Annotated in this window: 19 protein-coding genes; 11 read left to right on the top strand and 8 right to left on the bottom strand. The window is 66.2% G+C overall.

The genetic code is table 11. The annotated features are described in order from the left end of the window. The first annotated feature begins 143 nt into the window (after positions 1 to 143). Positions 144 to 1,172 carry a 5-methyltetrahydropteroyltriglutamate--homocysteine methyltransferase gene (locus AC1DX5_RS05905; RefSeq protein WP_465170980.1) on the top strand — a complete coding sequence of 343 codons (1,029 nt, stop codon included), beginning with the start codon at positions 144 to 146 and terminating at the stop codon, positions 1,170 to 1,172. A 27-nt stretch (positions 1,173 to 1,199) separates the two neighbouring features. On the opposite strand, the gene AC1DX5_RS05910 is transcribed toward AC1DX5_RS05905, so the two are convergent. Then, positions 1,200 to 2,264 carry a hypothetical protein gene (locus tag AC1DX5_RS05910; protein WP_478014539.1) on the bottom strand — a complete coding sequence of 355 codons (1,065 nt, stop codon included), beginning with the start codon at positions 2,262 to 2,264 and terminating at the stop codon, positions 1,200 to 1,202. 117 nt (positions 2,265 to 2,381) lie between these two features. Between AC1DX5_RS05910 and AC1DX5_RS05915 the strand changes: the two genes are divergently transcribed. Both AC1DX5_RS05915 and AC1DX5_RS05920 read left to right on the top strand, forming a co-directional pair. Beyond that, positions 2,382 to 3,338 carry an ABC transporter substrate-binding protein gene (locus tag AC1DX5_RS05915; protein WP_478014540.1) on the top strand — a complete coding sequence of 319 codons (957 nt, stop codon included), beginning with the start codon at positions 2,382 to 2,384 and terminating at the stop codon, positions 3,336 to 3,338. 232 nt (positions 3,339 to 3,570) lie between these two features. Continuing rightward, positions 3,571 to 6,444 (top strand): TonB-dependent receptor plug domain-containing protein, encoded by a 2,874-nt coding sequence (locus tag AC1DX5_RS05920; RefSeq protein WP_478014541.1) that lies wholly within the window; start codon positions 3,571 to 3,573, stop codon positions 6,442 to 6,444. A 72-nt stretch (positions 6,445 to 6,516) separates the two neighbouring features. Here the strand turns inward: AC1DX5_RS05920 and AC1DX5_RS05925 are convergent, their stop codons facing one another. Genes AC1DX5_RS05925 through AC1DX5_RS05935 form a run of 3 tightly spaced genes read right to left on the bottom strand, consistent with a single transcriptional unit; the run spans position 6,517 to position 9,138 of the window. Beyond that, the gene (locus AC1DX5_RS05925) at positions 6,517 to 6,963 is read right to left on the bottom strand and encodes a nuclear transport factor 2 family protein (protein WP_465170984.1); all 447 of its coding nucleotides are present in this window, start codon (positions 6,961 to 6,963) and stop codon (positions 6,517 to 6,519) included. Beyond that, complete coding sequence (locus AC1DX5_RS05930) at positions 6,960 to 7,790, bottom strand: amidohydrolase family protein (protein ID WP_478014542.1); 831 nt, start codon at positions 7,788 to 7,790, stop codon at positions 6,960 to 6,962. The genes AC1DX5_RS05925 and AC1DX5_RS05930 overlap by 4 nt, the downstream gene beginning before the upstream one ends. Next, positions 7,783 to 9,138, bottom strand: a complete 1,356-nt coding sequence (locus tag AC1DX5_RS05935) for an MFS transporter (RefSeq protein ID WP_465175128.1) — start codon at positions 9,136 to 9,138, stop codon at positions 7,783 to 7,785. Before AC1DX5_RS05935 ends, AC1DX5_RS05930 begins: the two co-directional genes overlap by 8 nt. Positions 9,139 to 9,403: 265 nt before the next feature. Between AC1DX5_RS05935 and AC1DX5_RS05940 the strand changes: the two genes are divergently transcribed. Next, complete coding sequence (locus AC1DX5_RS05940) at positions 9,404 to 9,928, top strand: MarR family winged helix-turn-helix transcriptional regulator (RefSeq protein ID WP_465170987.1); 525 nt, start codon at positions 9,404 to 9,406, stop codon at positions 9,926 to 9,928. Between the two features lie 80 nt (positions 9,929 to 10,008). After that, on the top strand, positions 10,009 to 10,950 hold the full coding sequence (locus AC1DX5_RS05945) for a VOC family protein (protein WP_478014543.1): 942 nt from the start codon (positions 10,009 to 10,011) through the stop codon (positions 10,948 to 10,950). A 4-nt stretch (positions 10,951 to 10,954) separates the two neighbouring features. Here AC1DX5_RS05945 and AC1DX5_RS05950 read toward each other — a convergent pair whose 3' ends face one another. The 3 genes from AC1DX5_RS05950 to AC1DX5_RS05960 all read right to left on the bottom strand — a co-directional run bounded on the left by AC1DX5_RS05950 (position 10,955) and on the right by AC1DX5_RS05960 (position 13,358). Next, entirely contained in the window at positions 10,955 to 11,746 is a 792-nt protein-coding gene (locus AC1DX5_RS05950; RefSeq protein WP_478014544.1) for an IclR family transcriptional regulator, read from the bottom strand. A 113-nt stretch (positions 11,747 to 11,859) separates the two neighbouring features. Next, entirely contained in the window at positions 11,860 to 12,366 is a 507-nt protein-coding gene (locus AC1DX5_RS05955) for a VOC family protein (RefSeq protein ID WP_478014545.1), read from the bottom strand. Between the two features lie 86 nt (positions 12,367 to 12,452). After that, on the bottom strand, positions 12,453 to 13,358 hold the full coding sequence (locus tag AC1DX5_RS05960) for a LysR family transcriptional regulator (protein ID WP_478014546.1): 906 nt from the start codon (positions 13,356 to 13,358) through the stop codon (positions 12,453 to 12,455). A gap of 105 nt (positions 13,359 to 13,463) precedes the next feature. Here AC1DX5_RS05960 and AC1DX5_RS05965 point away from each other — a divergent pair, with 105 nt between their 5' ends. The 6 genes from AC1DX5_RS05965 to AC1DX5_RS05990 are packed head-to-tail and all read left to right on the top strand — an operon-like array spanning position 13,464 to position 18,466. Beyond that, positions 13,464 to 14,279, top strand: a complete 816-nt coding sequence (locus AC1DX5_RS05965) for an alpha/beta fold hydrolase (protein WP_465170992.1) — start codon at positions 13,464 to 13,466, stop codon at positions 14,277 to 14,279. Between the two features lie 21 nt (positions 14,280 to 14,300). After that, positions 14,301 to 15,491 carry an LLM class flavin-dependent oxidoreductase gene (locus tag AC1DX5_RS05970; protein ID WP_465170993.1) on the top strand — a complete coding sequence of 397 codons (1,191 nt, stop codon included), beginning with the start codon at positions 14,301 to 14,303 and terminating at the stop codon, positions 15,489 to 15,491. A gap of 7 nt (positions 15,492 to 15,498) precedes the next feature. Beyond that, a complete protein-coding gene (locus AC1DX5_RS05975) occupies positions 15,499 to 16,431 on the top strand; it encodes an alpha/beta hydrolase fold domain-containing protein (protein WP_478014547.1) in 933 nt (310 codons plus the stop codon). Between the two features lie 8 nt (positions 16,432 to 16,439). Further along, on the top strand, positions 16,440 to 16,823 hold the full coding sequence (locus tag AC1DX5_RS05980) for a carboxymuconolactone decarboxylase family protein (RefSeq protein ID WP_465181573.1): 384 nt from the start codon (positions 16,440 to 16,442) through the stop codon (positions 16,821 to 16,823). Beyond that, positions 16,813 to 17,958, top strand: a complete 1,146-nt coding sequence (ribB, locus tag AC1DX5_RS05985) for a 3,4-dihydroxy-2-butanone-4-phosphate synthase (RefSeq protein WP_478014548.1) — start codon at positions 16,813 to 16,815, stop codon at positions 17,956 to 17,958. Before AC1DX5_RS05980 ends, ribB begins: the two co-directional genes overlap by 11 nt. Beyond that, complete coding sequence (locus AC1DX5_RS05990; RefSeq protein WP_465170997.1) at positions 17,951 to 18,466, top strand: flavin reductase family protein; 516 nt, start codon at positions 17,951 to 17,953, stop codon at positions 18,464 to 18,466. The genes ribB and AC1DX5_RS05990 overlap by 8 nt, the downstream gene beginning before the upstream one ends. Positions 18,467 to 18,520: 54 nt before the next feature. Here the strand turns inward: AC1DX5_RS05990 and AC1DX5_RS05995 are convergent, their stop codons facing one another. After that, positions 18,521 to 19,234 carry a DNA helicase gene (locus tag AC1DX5_RS05995; RefSeq protein WP_465175136.1) on the bottom strand — a complete coding sequence of 238 codons (714 nt, stop codon included), beginning with the start codon at positions 19,232 to 19,234 and terminating at the stop codon, positions 18,521 to 18,523. Positions 19,235 to 19,531 lie beyond the last annotated feature (297 nt).

Genomic DNA, 19,531 nt, shown 5'->3' on the forward strand with positions numbered 1-19,531 from the left:
CGGCGCGGTATTCGATGCCGACCCTGCATCACCCAAAAGGCAATTGAAGCGCCGGTGGCGGCATTTCAGCGCTATTATTCGCCTGGCTGACACTCTATTATTCGCCGGGCTGATAATAATGCCGAGATGAGAGGGAGAGAGAGATGGCCAGGTTGCTGCCCACCACTTTGGTGGGATCCTACGCGATGCCTGAATGGCTGATCGATCGCGCGCGGCTCGCCGGGCGATTCCCGCCCCGGGTACGCGCGTTGGAGCTCTGGCGGCCAGCGCCCGAATTCCTGGAAGAGGCGCAGGACGACGCCACGATCATGGCGATCCACATGCAGGAACGCGCCGGGCTCGACATCATCACTGACGGCGAGATGCGGCGCGAGAGCTATTCCAATCGCTTTGCGACCGCGCTGGAAGGCGTCGATCTCGACAATCCCGGCACCGCGCTCGACCGCAGCGGCCATCCCAATCCGGTGCCGCGCGTGACGGGCAAGATCCGCCGCAAGCATGCGGTGCAAGTGCGCGACGTCGAGTTCCTGCGTCGGCATACCGATCGCCCGATCAAGATCACCGTGCCGGGCCCGTTCACCATGACTCAGCAGGCGCAGAACGACTTCTACGCCAGCGAGGAGGAAATGGCGCTCGATTATGCGGCGGCGGTCAATGAGGAGATCCGCGATCTCTTTGCCGCGGGCGCGGACATCGTGCAGATCGACGAGCCCTATCTGCAGGCCCGCGCGGAAAAGGCGCGCCAATATGGGCCGCAGGCGATCGATCGCGCCTTGCAGGGGATCGAAGGCGTTACCGCGCTGCATCTGTGCTTCGGCTATGCCGCGATCATCCATGGCGACCGGCCCAAGGGATATGATTATCTCGGCGAACTGGCGGGCACGCGGCTGGACCAGGTATCGGTCGAGACGGCCCAGCCGAACCTCGATCCGGCCGAGCTGCGGCCGCTCAGGGACAAACACATCATGGTCGGCGTGATCGACCTGAACGATCCGACGGTCGAGACGCCGGAAAAGGTCGCTGAGCGAATCCGTCGCGCGATGACCGAGGTGCCGGTCGACAAAATCATCGTCGCCCCGGATTGCGGTTTCAAATATGTCCCGCGCGACATCGCCTTCGCGAAGATGCGCGCGATGGTCGAGGGCGCGACCCTGGTGCGCGAGACGCTCTGACCACCCTTTCGGACGAGTCCTCCGCCTTCAACCAGTCTGGAGGACTCGTTCGAAAAAGGGCTTAGAAGCCTCGAGCAGGGGACCAAAGGCGTGGCCCGCGCCTTCCACCAGCGCGATCTCGCTGGCGATTCCGGCCTGCGCATAGGCATCGTGCAGCATGAACAGGCGGTCCCGGCGGTTGCGCCCGTATCGCGCATAGCCATCCGCATCCAGGCCCATTTCGTCCGGACGGTAGATCTCGAAATCGAGCCTGTCCTCGCTGCCGCACGACAGCTGGACGGGCACGCGCCGCACGGCGTCGAGATCGACCGGCTTGCCGAAGCGCTGCTCGACATCCCCGATGCCGGTCCACCAGCCCATGCCGGGATCGGGCAGCGTCACATAACTCGGCGCGCCGAGCGAGACCGCATCGAGCCGGCCGGGATCGACATAGAGCAGCCGTTGCGCGAATTGCGCGCCGCCCGAAAAGCCGAACAGCAGCACCCGGGAGAAGCGCGTCCCGGTCACCGCGGCGAATTCCTCGACCATCGACCAGATCACCTGATCGTAACGGATCTTGTCCCCGATCAGCTGCTTATATTCCTCGTCCGGGACCGACACGGTGAGATCGAGCGGGAAGAGCGGCGCCAGCACGAAGCAGCCGAGCCGTTCGGCGAACGTCGCATAGGCGTCGCGCAGATCCTTCGGATTGCGGCTCGACCCGTGCACCGCGATGATCAGCGGCGCCTCCGTCAATCCCGCCGCGACATGGCCCATCGGCACATAGGCATAGTGACTGAACGCCGGAAAGGCCTGGCACGACAGCGCGGCCAGCGCGCCGGCGATCGCCTGCATCCGGTTTCTGGCGAGCGGCCGGTCGGGATCGAGCGTGCGCAGCACGTCGGGCGTCGCCCAGCCACGCATGTCGGAGCGCAGCCGGCTCAGCAACGCCTCGCTCAACTGATAGCGCGCGATGAAACCGCGATCGTCGCGAAGCAGCTCGTGCGCCATCATGTCCGGCACGACATCGGTGAAGCGCGCCAGCTCGACGCCAAGAATCTCGCGCAACCGCCTCCGGTCCGCGATGCCCGAGCCCGCATCCATTTCCTGCAAGATTCCTCCTCCCTCAAGGCAAGCCCGACGCGCCACATTTATCACCCATGCTTATATTAGGCTGGCTGTCATGGCCAGCAAGTGATATCAACCTGGCTGATAAGGAGAGGGAGGATCATGTTGCGCTGGCCAGGACGCATTGCGCCGCTGTCGGCCATGCTTGCCGTGCTTCTTCCGGGATGCGCGCATGACGCCGGCCGGCCCCTGACGACGCCTCTGGCAGTCCGTGGCAGCACGGCGACGGTCGAAATCGCCCCGGTGCTGCTCGCGGCCCGCGACCATTATCCGCCGGGCGCGATCGTCACCAATGGCGGGATTGCGGACCTGATCGGCGGAACGGCCGATGTGGCGACTCATGCGGAAACCCAGGCGCTACGCTATTCAGTCGAGCATCCCGAGATCCGCATTATCCTGACCGTCACCGAAGGACGATACCGCATCGTCGCGCGCCGATCGGCCAGCATCGCCAGTCTGGCCGATCTCAGGGGAAAGCGGATCGCGACGCTCGCGACCACCTCCGCCGGCTATTTCCTGGCGAGGATGCTGGCGACGGCAGGGCTGGGCTTCGCCGATATCGAGCCGGTCCGAATCTCCCCGCTCGAGGACATGGCCGCGGCGCTCGCGCGGCACGAGGTCGACGCCGTCGCCATCTGGGAGCCGCATGCCGGCAATGCGGCGCGCGCGCTGGAGGCCGACCGCATCGAATTCGTCGGCGACGGCGTGTACCGCGAATTGTTCAACCTCAATACGACCGCCGACAAGCTCGCCGACCCGGTGATGCGGCGCAGGATCGTGCGTTTCGTGCGCGCGACCCTCGACGCCGCTGCCGCGATGCGCGTTGATGGCGCGCCGGCAAGGACACTGGTCGCGTCGAGCGCAGGCTTTTCGGCCGAAGAGGTGGCACGCGCATGGCCCTTGCTCGCCTTTACCGCCGCGCTGCCGCCTGACCTGATCGATGTGCTCGTCGCCGAAGAGCAATGGCTGGCCGCGCAGGATGGTCGTGCGCCGCGCTCGCGTGAAACGCTTTCCCGGCTGGTCGATGCGAGCGTGCTGGAAGAGGCGCGGCAACAATGACGCCGTCACGCGATCTGCCACCGGCCTCACGGTGGCTTGTTGGATTTTGTGGGTTGTGCCGGGATTTGTATCTGTCATAAACAACTAACGTTCGTTAATCCGGAATGGACCGGAACAAGCCGGAGCGGCCGCCGAACCCGGATTCGGGTGCGCGGCCCCGCCGGAAAGGTCGAAAGATGGAATTCGGGAAACGGCAACAGCCGGTCCCGCTTCAGGGAGAGGGGAAGCCGATATGGCGCGTTTGAAGAATCGCCGTTCAGTGTCGTGGCTGCATCACATGATGGTTACCACCGCGTTGACGGGCGCTACGTTCGTGGGTGGCACGGCCTTCGCACAGGATGTGCCCGCCCAGCCGGCGCCCGCCGCGGAGCCGCAGGAAACGGCGGCGCAGGACATCATCGTCACCGCGTCGCGCACCGCGCAGAACGGGCTTCAGGCGCCGACCCCGACTCAGGTCATCGGGGCCGACGTGATCCAGAAGCAGGCGGTGACCACCGTCATGGAAGTGCTCAACCAGAACCCCGCCTTCAAGGCGACGCGCTCGCCGGGCGCCAACGCCACCAACACGTCCAGCCCGGCCCAGGCGACCGCCGACCTGCGCGCGCTGGGCGGCCAGCGGACCCTGGTGCTGGTCAACCAGTCCCGCGTGGTACCCTTCGCGCCCGCCAGCAACCTCGGCGTGCCGACCACCACCGACCTCAATCTCTTCCCGACACTCATGATCGAGCGCGTCGATGTCGTCACCGGCGGCGCCTCCGCGCTTTACGGCTCCGACGCCGTGTCGGGCGTCGTCAACATCATCATGAAGAAGAAATATCACGGAATCGAGATCACCGGCCAGGGCGGCATTTCCCAGCTGGGCGACTATAGTACCCAGCGCGTGGGCTTCATCGCGGGCACCAGCTTTGGCGACGACCGGGGCAATGTCGTGCTCAGCGCCGATTACTCGACCAATAACGGCGTCGGCGACATCTATACGCGCGATTGGGGCCGCAAGGAGCAAATGATCGTCAGCAACGGACAGCGGGCCGCCAACGGCCTGCCGGCGTTCATTCTGGCCGATAACGTCCACAATTCTCTCGGTGCCGGCAGCGTCATCATCAGCACGATCCCCGGCCTGACCAACATGACCTTCAATCCGAACGGCTCCATCCGACCGTTCCAGAAGGGCGCGATCTTCGGTGGTTCGACGATGATCGGCGGCGAAGGCGGGTCGATCATCACCGGCACCGCGCTGGTTCCCGACGTCGAACGCTTCACTGCCTATGGCAGCATCTATTATGATTTCTCGGATTCGGTGACGGGCTATGTCGAGGGCGGCTATTCGCGCTCGCGTGGCTTTCTCGACGGCGTCGCGATCCGCCTGGCGAGCCAGACGATCCGCCGCGACAACCCCTTTATCCCGGCCGCGGTGCTCGCGCTGCTGCCGGCTGCGACCCAGAGCTTCAACATCAGCCGGATCGGCAACGATATCGGCATCAACCATTATGACATCATCAACGAGACGCCGCACGGCGTGGTCGGCCTCGAGGGCAAGCTCGGCGGGTCCTGGAAATGGGATGCCCACGCGTCCTACGGCGTGAATAATTATGCCTCGGCGACGACCAACAACCCGGTGACGGCCAACCTCAACTTCGCGATCGACGCCGTGCGCGATCCGGCGACCGGCAACATCGTGTGCCGCGGCGTGCTGCAGAACAATCCGGCCGCTGCCGGATGCCAGCCGCTCAACCTGTTCGGCGAAGGCAACTCCACCGCGGCCGCCCGCGACTATATCTGGGGCGAAGGCCTGGCCAAGGTGAAGTACGACCAGCTGACCTTCGCCGCGAACCTGGTCGGCGAACCCTTCTCGACCTGGGCTGGTCCCGTCTCGGTCGCGATCGGCGGCGAGTATCGCCGCGAGACGGAAAAGCTGACCGCCGACGCGGTCGGCGCCTCGAACGGCTTTCTGACAGCGGGCAATGCGGTGCCTTATGGCGGCGCGTTCGACGTCAAGGAAGCCTATGTCGAGACCACCGTGCCACTGGCACGGGACACGCCGTTCCTGCACAGCCTGAGCCTCAACGGCGCCTTTCGTTACGCCAATTACAACACCGTCGGCGGGCAGAATGCGTGGAAGGTCGGCGGAGTCTGGGAGCCGGTTCAGGGATTCAACATCCGCGTCGCGCGGTCGCGCGACATCCGCGCGCCGGCGATCAACGAGCTGTACAGCCCCGGCAGCAACGTGAGCAACAACGTCACCCTGGTGGTCGATGGCGTGACCAAGAACGCGGTGATCCCGCAGAATACCAGCCTGGGCAATCCGGACGTCGGACCTGAATTCGCGAACACCTTAACCGCAGGGTTCGCGTATCGCGGACAGGGCGGGCTACGCGGCCTCGGCCTGTCCGTCGATTATTACCATATCACGATCAAGGACGCGATCACCAACCTGTCGACCGCCAACATCGCCGGCCTGTGCAGCGCGGGCGAACAATATTTCTGCGGCCTGTTCTCCTATGGGCCGGACACCAGCACGCCCGCGCCGAACGATCGCATCCAGACCGGCCTGGTCGCGGGATCGCTCAATGTGGGCGCCTTCGAGCAGGAGGGCATCGACATGACGCTCAACTACGCCACCTCGGCCGGCTTCCTCGGCGACGGCGGCCGGTTCAGCACGGCCGCCAGCGGCACCTATATCCTCCACGCCTTTGTGGATTCGGGCACGGGCGCGGCACCGGTCGATCGCGCGGGGGAGAATGGCTGGGCGAACCTCGGGTCCATCCCGCGCTTCCGCGGCAACCTGTCGAACACGATCGGCAACAATGCCTGGGAACTCACCCTGCAGACGATCTTCATCAGCAAAGGCACGCAGGATAACACCTACAACACGTTGCCGACCAACACGATCAACGACAATCACGTACCGGCGGTCGTTTATTTCAACCTGTTCGGCAAGGTGTTCGTCGGCGACAACAAGCGGTTCGAACTGTTCTGGGCGGTCAACAACCTGCTCGACAAGGATCCGCCAGCGACGCCCTACATCATTCTGAACGGACCGGTGAACGGGCAATATTACGACAAGGTCGGACGCAATTTCACGCTCGGCGCGCGCGTGCGCTTCTGATCCGCCGTACCTTCAACAACAAAGGGCGCCCCGTCACGGGCGCCCTTTTTTGTCTCCGGCCGACAGGCCCGTTCAGGTGAAATTGAGCTGCGCCCCACCGCGGAACAGGTTGACCAGTTCGCGCCGGGTGCAGAGCCAGCGTTGCGCCGTCTCGTCCCAGCGAAAGCTTTCGGTCGCCCGGCTGATCCGGGCGGGCGACGTGCTTTCCTGGGGCGCTTCGCCATCGGCCGCCCATAGCAGCATGTACCAATGCGCCGTGGCGCCGCCCGCCCCGTCGAAATCGGCGCGGAAGTTGCTGAACGCATGGACCGCGACGCGCGCGCCCCGCGCCTCGCGCCAGCTGTAGAAATTCTGGATCGCCTCGCGCCCTTCGAGGTGAAGCCGGCCCGAACTATAGACCGCGTCGGGCGCATAATAGTCGCCGGCGCTGCGGCCCCAATTGGTGTCGACGTCGTGCCAGAAATCGGCGAGCCCCATTTCGAGCTCGGCGGTGGCCATGGCGCGTTCCGTGCGATTCATGCGTGGCTCTCCTGATTGAAAAACAATGCCAGCGCCGTCCGGTCGATCGCCGCCCGCGTCACCGCATCGGGGACGAGGTGGCGATACAGGTCGAGCGAGTCGGCAAAGCTGGTCTTTGCCTCATGGTTCACGAAGGGCGCGTCGCTGCCCCAGAGCAGCCGCCCGGGCCCGGCTGCGTCGAGCAGGCGCGCGGCAACCTCGGCGGCGATCTCGAACGGCATGCGGAATCCGGCCGAGATCTTGACCCAGGCGCGGCCGGTATCGATCGCCCGGAGCAGCGCCTCAGTGCCCGCGCGCCGCTCCGCCGGCTCGCGCGGGGGAACCCCGAAATGATCGATCACCAGTGACACGCCGCTCGCGTCGAAGCGCGGCAGCAGCGCCGGAAGCACTGCGCCGCCGGCAAGCAGTTCGACATGCATTCCGCATTCGGCCAGCCGGTGCAGGAAGCCGCGCCATGGCTCGACCGCGAGATCGGGCAGATCCGCCAGCCGGCGCCACTGCAACCTGACCCCCACCACGCCGCGCGCCGCCAGGTCGCGCAGCGTCGCAAGGCCCGTGTCCGGCGGCAGAAGGACGGTCGCGCGCAACCTCGGATACGCCGTGAGTGCCGCGAGCGTGTAGGCGTTGCCGTCCTCGAACAGGCTCGCCGCCGCGATCACGCCCCTGGCGATACCGTGACGGTCGAGATCGGCGAGATAGGTTTCGACGGAATAGTCATAGTCGGGACGCGAATGTGCGTCCGGGGCGAACGGCATCGCGCGCGTGAAGATATGGGCGTGAGCGTCGACCGCCGGCGGCGGTACGGGCGACGCCCGCTCGTCACCCATGGCCATGCCCCGTGCGCACCGGTTGCGGCGCGCCCTTCAGGCTCATCAGCCAGAAGGTGAAGATGCCACCGCAGGCCAGCGGAACGCCGAGCATGGCGAAGATACCGATCGGGCCGAAGCCTTCGGTCAGCACGAAGGTACCGAACAGCGGCGCGAAGATCGACGCGACACGCCCCGCGCCATAGGCCCAGCCCACACCGGTCGCGCGGCTGCTCGGCGGATAGAGCGAGGCGGCGAGCGCGGCGATGCTCGCCTGGCCGCCATGCTGGAACACCGCCATCAGCGCGACCGCGACGAACATGCCGAAACCGGGCGCAAGCAGGCCGACCATCACCGCGCCCAGAGCAGCGAGCAGAAAGGTAGAGGTCATCACCAGCTTGAAGCCGAACCGGTCGATGAAAAAGCCGATGCTGAGCATGCCGATGAACCCGGCGACCGTGTTGGTCCCGTTGATCAGCGCCACCTGCTGCCAGGGCAGGCCGATCACATCCTTGAAGATCGTCGTCTTCCACACGCCGGCGGTGATGAACACGAAGCTGGAAATGGTGATCGCCCACATCAGGAACGTCTTCAGCCGCTGGCCGGGTCCGAGGATATCAGTGAACAGGATGGCGAGCGCGGGCCGTTCCGGCCGGGGCGCGGCGACCAGCGTCACCGGCGCCTCGAGCGCCGGCTGCATCCGGTGCGCGAGCGTCTGGATCGCCGGATCGTCCGGGTTGCGCGCGGCGAGCGAGCGCAGCGATTCGGGCAGGAAGAAATAGATGAAGGGCAGCATGATCGCCGGCAATGCGACCGCGATCCAGAAGGCGCCGCGCCAGCCGAACGGCTCGAGCACAAAGCCCTGCATCAGCGCGCCGAGCAGCGCCCCGATCATCGTGCCGCTGACCGTGATCGCGCTCATCGTCGCGCGCAGCCGCTTCGGCGCCGTCTCGGACGCCAGGGTGACGAGGATCGGTATCATCGCGGTGCCGCAAAAGCCGGCGACGAAACGGCAGATGGTGAAAGGTGTCAGCGATGTGGTAAACAGGATCGCGAGCGCGCTCAGCATCATGCCGGTATAGCAGAACAGCAGCAGCCGCGGCCGCCCGACGCGGTCGGCGAGCGGCGGGATGAGGAAGGCGCCAGCGAGCATGCCCACTTGCTGTGCGATCATCGCCGACGTGATGGCGGTGGTCGGCACGCCGAAATCCCTGGCCAGGTCCGGCAGGACCCAGCCGACGACATAGATCTCATAACCGTCGATCGCGGCCAGGAACGTGCACAGAATGAGGATGATGAGATGGAAGCGGCTGAATTTCAGCCCATCGAGAAAGCTGTCAACGTCGATTGCCCGCGCCTCGGTCACCATAGCCTGTTTCCCTCCCCTGACTGTCGCAGTCATGGTCCGGCCGATTGAATCGGCATCGGATTGTCGATCATCATATCATACGGCATTCGATATATACAAACGAAAGCCCGATGGTGAATGTCAGCTTGGCTTAGTAATGTGAAGCCGTCCAGATCGGTTTCGGATAAAAAAATTGTCATGTCGAAATGCGCGGCGGGGCGCGGCCATGGCAGTCCGCTTCCCGGGGTCGCTGGACAGCCCGGCAAGGATCGGACACTAAGGGCGGATGGGGAAAGCCGCTCGCGCAAACGCCGATCGAAGCACGCACTCGATCCTGCATCTGGTCAAGCAGGTTCAGTACAAGGCCTATGTGCAACTCGAATCGGTCCTGAACCCGCTCGGGGTCACCGCGGTCCAGTTCCGGATCCTGACCACCCTGTCGACGCGGCCCAACATGTCCTCGGCCGAGCTGGCCCGGCTGTACGACGTCAAGCCTCAGACGATGATCAAGCAGATCGCCCTGCTCGAAACCAAGGGCCTGATCGACCGGCGGGTCAGTGACGCCAACAAGCGCCTGCTCGAGCTGAGCCTGACGGAGACCGGTGCGTCCGCGCTCAAGCAGCTCCAGAAGGACACGCGCGATCTCGAGCGCGAGCTGCTGAAACCACTCAGCGCCGACCAGCAGGCCGCGTTGCGCGGCCATCTCCTCATCCTGCTCGACTCGCTCAGTTCCTCCACTGCCCCGGACGAAGGGGGCGACATCGAGGAATTGACGCCGGAATATCGCCGCCCGGGCGTGCAGCGCCTCTGAAGTCGCTCTTTTGGGCTAGCGGGCGGCCCAGCATCCGGTAATGTCGAGCGTCATTCGTTTCTGCTGGATTGCTCACGCCCATGCTGCTGCAGTCGCTCGGCTATATCGGAGTCTCGACGGCACAGGCCGATGCCTGGGCGGATTTCTCGACGGGCCTGCTCGGGATGCAGGTCGCTGACCGGAATGGGAGCGGTTTTGCCCTACGCACCGACGGGCGCGCGGGGCGGCTGTTCGTCGAGAAAGGCGCGCGGGAAGGGGTGAGCGCGACGGGGTGGGAAGTCGCCGATGCCGCTGCGCTCGCACAGCTCGCGGCGCAGCTCTCCGATGCCGGTCACCCGGTCCGCCCGGGAACCCGGATCGAAGCGGAGCAGCGCCGCGTGGCCGCACTGATCATTGGCGAGGATCCGGCGGGCAACCGGATCGAATTCTTCCATGGCGCCGCCGCCGCGGCCACCCCCTTCACGCCGGGTCGCGCGATCAGCGGGTTCCGCACCGGGCCGCTCGGGCTCGGCCATGTCGTGCTGACGGTCACGTCGATCGATGCGATACTGCCTTTCTACACCGACCTGCTCGGCTTTCGGCTCAGCGATTATGCGCTGCGCCCGTTCAAGGCGTTCTTCTTCCATCTCAACAGCCGCCACCACAGCTTCGCGGCGATCGAGACCGGGGTGAACGGCTTCCATCATCTGATGGTCGAACTCGATTCGCTCGACGATGTCGGCCAGGGCTACGACCTGGCGCAGCTCGAAGAGGGGCGCATCGGCGTGACGCTCGGGCGCCACACCAATGATTTCATGACTTCCTTCTACGCGCGCACGCCGTCCGGCTTCATGATCGAATATGGCTGGGGCGGGCGATCGATCGATCCGGCGCGGTGGGAGCCGTTCGAATGCGATTACGGCCCGAGCCTGTGGGGCCATGAGCGCGCGTGGCTCGATGACGCTAAACGTGCCGAGGCCCGCAGGCTGCGGCTCGACGCCGCCGCCGCGGGCCGCCGCGCGCCCGATTTCGTCCGCACCTAGGGCTTTATTCCTTGCCCGGCGCTGCGCCCAGCCGCTGCGATATGCCCTGAGTCGCGTCGAGCAGCAGCTTGACGAACTCCTTGTGGCGCGGACGACTCATGAACTCGCTTGGACCCAGCAGGGTCAGCGTGGCGGCGATCTTGTTGCTGTAATCGAAGATCGGCGCGGCCATGCCGGCAAAGTTGCGGTTGAGCATGCCGACCGTCGACGCATAGCCCAGGCTGCGGATCTTCTCGATGCTCTCCGCCACCTCTTCTTCGCTGGGCAGGCGGGCGTTGCCCGAGGCGTCGTACGCCGCCTGTGCCTCCAGAGCGCGCGCGGTTTCATATGGCGGCAAATGCGTCCGGAAGACGAGGCCGGTCGCCGTGCTCGTCATCGGCAGGATATAGCCGAGGCGCACCGAAAAGGCGCCCTGGAGCCTGCCGTCGGCCTTGGCCACGATGCACGGCCCGCGATCGCCCCAGAGCGAAAGATAGATCGCGCAATCGGTCTTGTCGCGCAACTCGGTCATCGAGTCGGCGGCGATCGTCACCACGTCGAGCTGCCGAATCGCGGCGAGGCCGAGCTGGATGGCAAAGGAGCCAAGCCCGTAATAGCCGTTCTGCGGATCCTGATAGGCCATGTTCTCGCGAACGAAGCTGACCAGATAGAGGTGCACCTTGCTCGGCGGCATGCTCGCGCGCGCGGCGATCTCGCGCAGCGGCAGTGCGCCTTCCGCCATGCGCAGGACCCTGAGCACTCTAAACCCGACTTCGATCGACTGGACTCGCCGGCGCGATTGTTCGGTGTCTGCCATGCGATGCTCAACCTTTTGTCATTTTCCCGGCGATCTTCCTGCCAACCGGGCGCCCTTCTGTCCATGCGACAGGTAATGGACGCCGGCCGATCGAAGACCTGGGACCGACAAGGTCAGCCGTGCTTGCGCTTGTCCCAGGTCGCCAGCGTGGCGTGTGCCTCGCTTGCTGCCTGTGCCAGGAAGCCCGGCTCCTCGGTCCGCGCCGCGATTTCGAGCCTGAGGCCGTTCGGGTCGAAGAAATAGATCGAGCGCACGAATTCATGATCGACCAGCGGCGTGGTCTTTACGCCATGTTCGGCGAGCCGCAGGCGCATCGCGTCGACATCCGCCACCGAATTGGTCTCGATCGCGAAATGCTGGACCCATTCGGGCGTGTTGGGCGACGGGGCGGGTTTCTCCTCACCGCCCAGGTCGAAAAAGGCGATGTACGATCCGTCGCCGAGCTCGAAGAAGAAATGGACATAGGGCTGTTCCTCGCCCGTGCTCGGCACGCGCTCGGACATCATGCAATTGACCAGCGGCAGCCCCAGAATATCTTCATAGAAATGGCGCGTCTCCTCCGCATCGCGGCAGGGATAGGCGAAATGGTACAAGCCGTTCAGCGGCCGTGCGTCAGTCATGATGCGCTCCTCTCCACTGGATGATAGCAGGATCGAAACCGAGCGCCGTCATCCTGCCGGGAGGACGAGGCGACAGGCCGTCGCGTTCAGCCGGCGGTTGCGGCGTGCTTCACCATCATGTCGATGAACCGGTGCAGCGCCGCCGAGCGGTCCCGCGCGCGCCAGACGAGCAGGACCTGAAGCTCGAGCCCGAGATCGGCGATCGGGATCAGCCGGATATTGTGGCCGGGCGACAGCGGCCCGCCCGCCGTCACCAGGCCGACCCCCATGCCGACCGCGACAAGACTGAACAGGATCGAATTGGTCGTGCATTCCTGTACGAAGCGCGGCGCGCTGCCGCTGCTGATGCAGGCCGCCATCAGCCGATCATAATAGCCGGGCGCGGTGGCGCGCGCCGGGCCGAGCACGGGCTCCTCGACGATCTCGGCCATGGTGATCGAGGCGCGGCCCGCGAGCCGGTGGCTCTCATGCACCGCCAGCATCGTCTTGCCCGTGCCGATCGGCGCGCGGTCGAGCCCCTCGTCATCGCGCTCGTCGATGTGCGCGTCATAGACCAGGCCGACATCGAGCGTGCCTTCCCGGAGCGCGGCGATCTGGGCCATCGACCCCATCGAACGCAGGTCGAGCGCGACCAGCGGCTCGTTCTCGCGAAAATGCAGCAGGCCGTAGGAAATGAAATCGTACGCCGTGATGATCTCGCTCAGCCCGACCCGGATCGTGCCGAGATGCCCGCTGCCCATCCGCCGCGCGCGGTCGACCGCGCGATCGACCTGCGAGAGGATCTCCTCGACCTCGTCGAGGAACACGCGGCCGGCGCTGGACAGGCGCACGCCGCGGGGCAGCCGTTCGAACAGCTCGACCCCCAGCTCGGCCTCGAGGTCGCGGATCTGGCGGGTAAGCGCCGGCTGCGCCACGCGGAGCGTGACCGCGGCACGCCCGAAATGCTGCTCGCGGCCGATCGCGCGGAAATATCGCAAATGCCTCAGTTCCATCGGCAACCCATACTTGCAGGGTATCGGACGCTCAAGAACAAAGAATTGGACGTATCAGTCCCCGGGAAACACTGTCCATGGCACGAACAGGACGAGTGGAGAGCGATGGAAACGGGGTGCCTTGACGAGCTGAATTTCGGCACGCTGTCGTCGATCGACGTGCTCGGCACCGAGGTCGAGCTGTTCACCGCCGGGAGCGGCGCGCCGCTGCTGTTTCTGCACGGGCTCGATGGCCTCGAAGGCGCCGCGCCGCTGCTGCGCGACCTGGCGCGGGACTTCACCGTCCATGCGCCCTCGCACCCCGGCTTCGGCAATTCCGCCCGGCCCGCGCGGCTCGATCGGGTCGACGACCTTGGCTATTTCTATCTCGACATGATGAACTTGCTGTCGCTGGCGCAGCCGGTGGTGGTGGGCAGCTCGTTCGGCGCCTGGGTGGCGGCCGAGACGCTGACCAAGGAGCCGGACCGCGCCGCGCGGCTCGTGCTGGTCTCGCCGCTGGGCCTGCCCACCGCGCATCGCCGCGAGCAGCATGTCGCCGATATCTTCATGCTCTCGCGCCAGGAACTGGGCGCCCGCCTGCAGGTCGGCCCGGCCGAGGCCGGCAATGACATGGCCAGGCTCACCAGGCTGCCCGAGGAGCGGATCCGCCGGCTGATGCGCAACGACGAAGCCGCGAGCCTCTATGGCTGGACCCCCTATATGTCGAACCCGAAGCTGGTCGACCGGCTGCACCGGATCGGCGTGCCGACGCTGGTCGCCTGGGGCGCCGAGGATGCGATCGTCAGTGACACCTATCGCGCGGCCTGGCGCGAGGCATTGCCCCAGGCCGAGGTCGAGACATTCGCCGGCGCCGGCCACCGGCTCCATGCCGATCAGCCCGCCACGCTCGCCGCCCGTATCGCGGCCTTTGCCGCCGCCTGACCGCGCGGCCGGAGACCAAGCATGAAGATCTGGCATTTCACTGAACAGGCCTATCACCCCGCCTTCCCGGTACCGGGCTCGATGCGAGTCACCCTGCCGCAGCATCATTGCGACCCGAACGAGGCGGGGCGGCTGCTCAACCGCTATCTCGACGAATATATGCTGGCCGACGAGCTGGGGCTGAACATCATGGTGAACGAGCACCATGCCGCCGCCACCTGCATGTCGACTTCCTGCATGACCACGCTCGCGATCCTCGCGCGCCAGACCAGCAAGGCGCGGCTGCTCGCGCTCGGCATCCCGCTCGCCAACCGGTCCAACCCGCTACGCGTGGCGGAGGAGATCGCGATGGTCGATGCGCTCTCGGGGGGGCGGCTCGAGGTCGGGCTGGTCAAGGGCGCGGCCTATGAGCTGTTCATGTCGAACCGCCAGCCGACCGGCTTCATGGACCGGTTCTGGGAAGCGCACGACCTGATCCTCGCCGCCCTGTCGAACCAGGGCGAGGTCTTCTCCTGGGAAGGCGAGCATTTCCATTACCGCACGGTCAGCATGTGGCCGCGCCCGATCCAGCAGCCGCATCCGCCGCTCTGGATGACCGCCTCGAGCGCGACCAGCGCGCGCGATTATGGGCTGCGCGGCTATACCTGCGCGACCTTCCTCTCCGGCGCCGTCGCGCGATCGGTCTTCACTGGCTATCGCGAAGCCTATGCCGCGGCGCATGGCCGGCAGCCGGGGCAGGACAAGCTCGCCTATCTGGCGCTGGTCGCCTGCGCCGACGACCGCGCCACCGCGTTCCGCCGCGCCGAGGAAATGAAGAGCTATTTCACCACCGCCGCGCGGCTCGAACCGCAGTTCCGCAATCCCTGGGGCTTCAACCCGGTCGAGGCCAATATCCGCATGCTGCAGGCCGGCTCCTCGGCGATGCGCCCGCGGATGCGCAACGGGCAGCCGCTGCCGGTCGACGGCTCGATCGAACAATATATGGACGCCGGCCTGTTCTTCGTCGGCACGCCCGACGACGTCTATGACCAGCTCGCGCAATTCCATGGCGAGACCGGCGGCTTCGGCAATTTGCTGATGATGGGCCAGGCGGGCGAGCTCGACCATCAGGACACGGTCGACAATCTCACCCTGGTGGCACGCGAGGTCGCGCCGCGGCTGGCCGAGCTGACCGAGCTGCCGCTCGAGGTTCGTTATGAGGCCGTGGGCTGATTCGCGCGTGATTGCAGACGAGCCCGGACCGGGCATCGCGCGCTATGTCGAGCTGTTCCGCGCCCAGCCTCTGGCGGCCGATTTGGAGACGATGCGGCTGGCCGGCGACCTGAGCGCGCACCGCTTCGCCCAGGGCCTGGCGCACGGGGTCGCGCGCTTCGACAGCGCCATCGCGGCGCCGGGCCGCGAGATTCCGCTGCGCCTCTACGATCCGGGCGGGGATCGGCCGCGCCCGGCGATCTGCTATGTTCATGGCGGCGGCTTCGCACTGGGCAGCATCGAGAGCTTCGACATCGCCTGCGCCGCGCTTGCCGACGCGACCGGCGCGCTGGTCGCGAGCATCGGCTATCGCCGGCTGCCCGAGGCGGATTACGCCGCCGCGCAGGACGATTGCGACCGGGCCCTTGCCTGGCTCGCGCGCCAGGCCGACGCGCTGAACGTCGATCCCGCACGCCTCGCGCTGGCCGGAGACAGCGCCGGGGCGCTGCTCGCGCTCGCCTGCGCCGCCAAGGCGCGGGATGCGGGCGGTGCGATGCCCGCCTGCCTGATGCTGTTCTACGGCACCTTCGCGATGGACCCGGCCCGGGCCGACTATGCCGCCAGCCGCGATCCGCTGCTCACCGACGACCGCGTCCGCTCCTATATCGCACTGTTCCGGCGGTGCGGCGGGCTCGACCGCTACCCGGCACCGGTCGACCGCGAAGACCTGGCCGGCCTGCCCTTCACGCATATCGTCGCCGCCGCGCTCGACCCCTTGTACGGCGAAGCGCGGGAGCTCGCCGACCGGCTCGACGCGGCCGGCGTGCCCACCTCGTTCCAGCGCGCATCCGGCATGATCCATGGGTTCCTGCGCGCCGTCGGCGTCTCGCCCGATGCGCGTGCCGAACTTGCCCGGGCGGCCGACGCGGTACGGCCGCTGCTGCATCCCACCGACAGCTGAAAGACCAGATGATGGAAAAAGACGATTCCTACGACCGCGGCCGCGCAATGCGCTTCGAGATGTTCGGCGAGCCCGGGGTTCGCAGCCTCGACAATACCGACGATTTCCAGGAGCCGCTGCAGGACCTGGTGACGCGCCTGTGCTTCGGCGATGTGTGGAGCCGCCCCGGGCTCGATCGCAAGACCCGCAGCATGCTCACCATCGCGATCCTGATCGGCCAGTCGCGCCCCGACCAGCTGCGCAACCATATCAACGGCGCGCTGGCCAATGGCGTGACCAAGGACGAGATCCGTGAGATCCTGCTCCACACCACGCTCTATGTCGGCCTGCCCGCCGGGTCGGACAGCTGGCGCCACGCACGCGAGACATTGCAGGACGCCGATGCCTATTGAGTCCGCCCTGCTCGACCCGACACCGGCGAGCATCCACCGTGCGATCTCGCCGATCGAGGACATCATCGCGGCGGCGCGCAACGGCCGCCCCTATATCCTGGTCGACGCCGAGGACCGGGAGAATGAGGGCGACGTCATCATCCCCGCCCAGTTCGCCACGCCCGACCAGATCAATTTCATGGCGCGCCACGCCCGCGGCCTGATCTGCGTCGCGATCACCGAGGAGCGCGCGAGCGAACTGCGCCTGCCGCCGATGGTCGCCGAGAATCTCTCTGGCCACCGCACTGCCTTCACCGTCACGATCGAGGCGCGCGAAGGCGTAACCACCGGCATCTCGGCGCAGGACCGCGCGCATACCATCGCCGTCGCGATGGACCCTTCCAAGGGTGCCGCCGACATCGTCTCGCCCGGCCATGTCTTCCCGCTCGTTGCGCGTGCCGGCGGCGTGCTGGTGCGCGCGGGTCATACCGAGGCCGCGGTCGACGTGTCACGCCTCGCCGGGCTGATGCCCGCCGGCGTGATCTGCGAGATCCTCAACGACGACGGCACCATGGCGCGCCTGCCGGATCTGATCCGCTTCTCGGAAGCGCACGACATGCCGATCGGCACGATCGCCGACCTGATCAGCTATCGCCGCCGCACCGAACGCTGCGTCGAGCGAGTCCATGAGGAAGCGTTCGAAACGATCTACGGCACGGATTTCCGCCTCACCGTGTTCCGCAACATGATCGACCATGTCGAGCATGTCGCGCTCTGGCGCGGGCGGATCGCGCCCGAACTGCCGACCCTGGTGCGCATGCACCGGCTCGATTTCGTGTCCGACATGCTCGGCCCGCCGACCGAGCGGCGCCATTATGTCGAGCGCGCGCTGACCCGGATCGGGCTGAGCGACAGCCCGGGGGTGATCGTCTTCATCCGCGATCCCTCGACCAGCGCGATCTCCGAGCGGCGCAGCAACGGATCCACGCCGACGCGCGACCAGCGCATCCGCGATTACGGCGTCGGCGCCCAGATCCTGCTCGATCTGGGCGTCAAGGATATCGTGCTGCTCACCGAGAGCGAAGCGCGCCTGTCGGGCATCGAGGGATACGGACTACGCATCGTCGGCAGGGAAGGGCTGGGCGGACATGACTGACCTGACGGAACTGGCAAGCGCGCCGAGTATCGCGGAGCAGCTGCGCGCCGGGCTGCGCCGGCTCGGCAAGGCAGTGGTGGTGATCACCTGCTGGCACGAAGAACGACGCTGGGCGATGACCGCGACCGCGGTGAGCGAGCTCAGCATGGATCCGCCGTCGCTGCTCGTCTGCGTCAACAGGAACGCCAGCCTGTACGGGCCGCTCACCGCCGGCGCCAATTTCTGCGTCAACATCCTGCACGCCGATCAGCTCGACGTATCGAAGGCCTGTAGCGGCGCGATGAAGGGCGAGGAACGGTTCAGCGAGGGCAGCTGGGGATCGGGCGCCTGCGGCACGCCCTATCTGCACGAGGCACAGGCCCATTTCATCTGCGAATATGAGACGCATGTCGAATATGGCACGCACGCCGTGGTGATCGGCGCGGTGCGTGAGGTCGACTACTCGGGGGAGGTCGATCCGCTGATCTATCTCGACGGCGGCTATGCGCGGGCGGCCCGGCTTTCCTGACGATCGAGCCTGGAATCATGCCGAGACGCCCGCGGGGCCGCTCCGCCGACGACGTCAGGCCAGTTGCTCGAGACGGGCTTCGCCATTGTGCAGGAAGCACGCCTTGGTGAAGGCGCTGGTGTCGAACGGATTCGGCAAACGGATGTCCGCCAGCGCCGGGAGGTTTCTCCCCGTCGTCTCGAAAGCGCGATCGATCTGGGACAGCGCCACGATGATGCATCCCGTCGCGGCCGCGAACAGCTTCAATGCCTGCACCTGGACGGCTAGTTCCGGGTTGCGCCGCCGCTGATCCAGCAGCTGGAGATAGTCGATGATCGCCACGGCGCCGCTGTTGCCGCTGCCGATCCGATCGATGATATGCTCGGCGCAGATCGCATCGGACGTATCGACGATCAGCCTGTCCCTGATCCTTTCATCGTGGTTGCCGAGTCCTTGCAGGCGATCGAACACCACGCCTTCATGGTCTTCCAGCGTGAAGAAAAAGGCTGGCCTGCCGGTCCGGACCGCCTCGACCGCGATCTCGAGGCCCATCAGCGTCTTGCCATGGCCGGGACGCGCGCCCAGCAGCACCAGATCGCCTGGATCGAACTGCGCGAGCATTTTGCCGGTCGGTCGCTGGCCGGGTACCGACGCGGACAGATGGCTCCAGCTTCGGAAGCCTTCCTTTCGGGCCAGCTGGTCGAGCGCTGCGTGAAGCGGAACGTCGGACATGCGCGCAAGCAACCTGGCCTGACGCTTCAGTCGGAAGATCGGGGCGGATAACGTCATCGAGAACCTCCTCTTTCGAGCGATGTTCGCAATCCCACCTCATGCGCATGCCCGAACGGGATGGTTCGAAAGACCAAGGCGCCCCGCATGTCGCATGCTTCCCCGTTGGTGGGGGGAGGCACGAGCCGTGCCTTGCCGGATCGATAGCAAATCGACCCGACGGCGACAAGCTGCGGTCGACCCGTGACAGCGCCCCGGGCGGCGTCACAACTACTCTTCCTTTATATCAGCTAGGCTGTTATAAGACCGGCTGTCATCTACAGTCACGCTCGTGGCCGCAAGAGCCGGGGCGGGAGA

Source organism: Sphingomonas sp. P2_B6 (assembly GCF_056404755.1).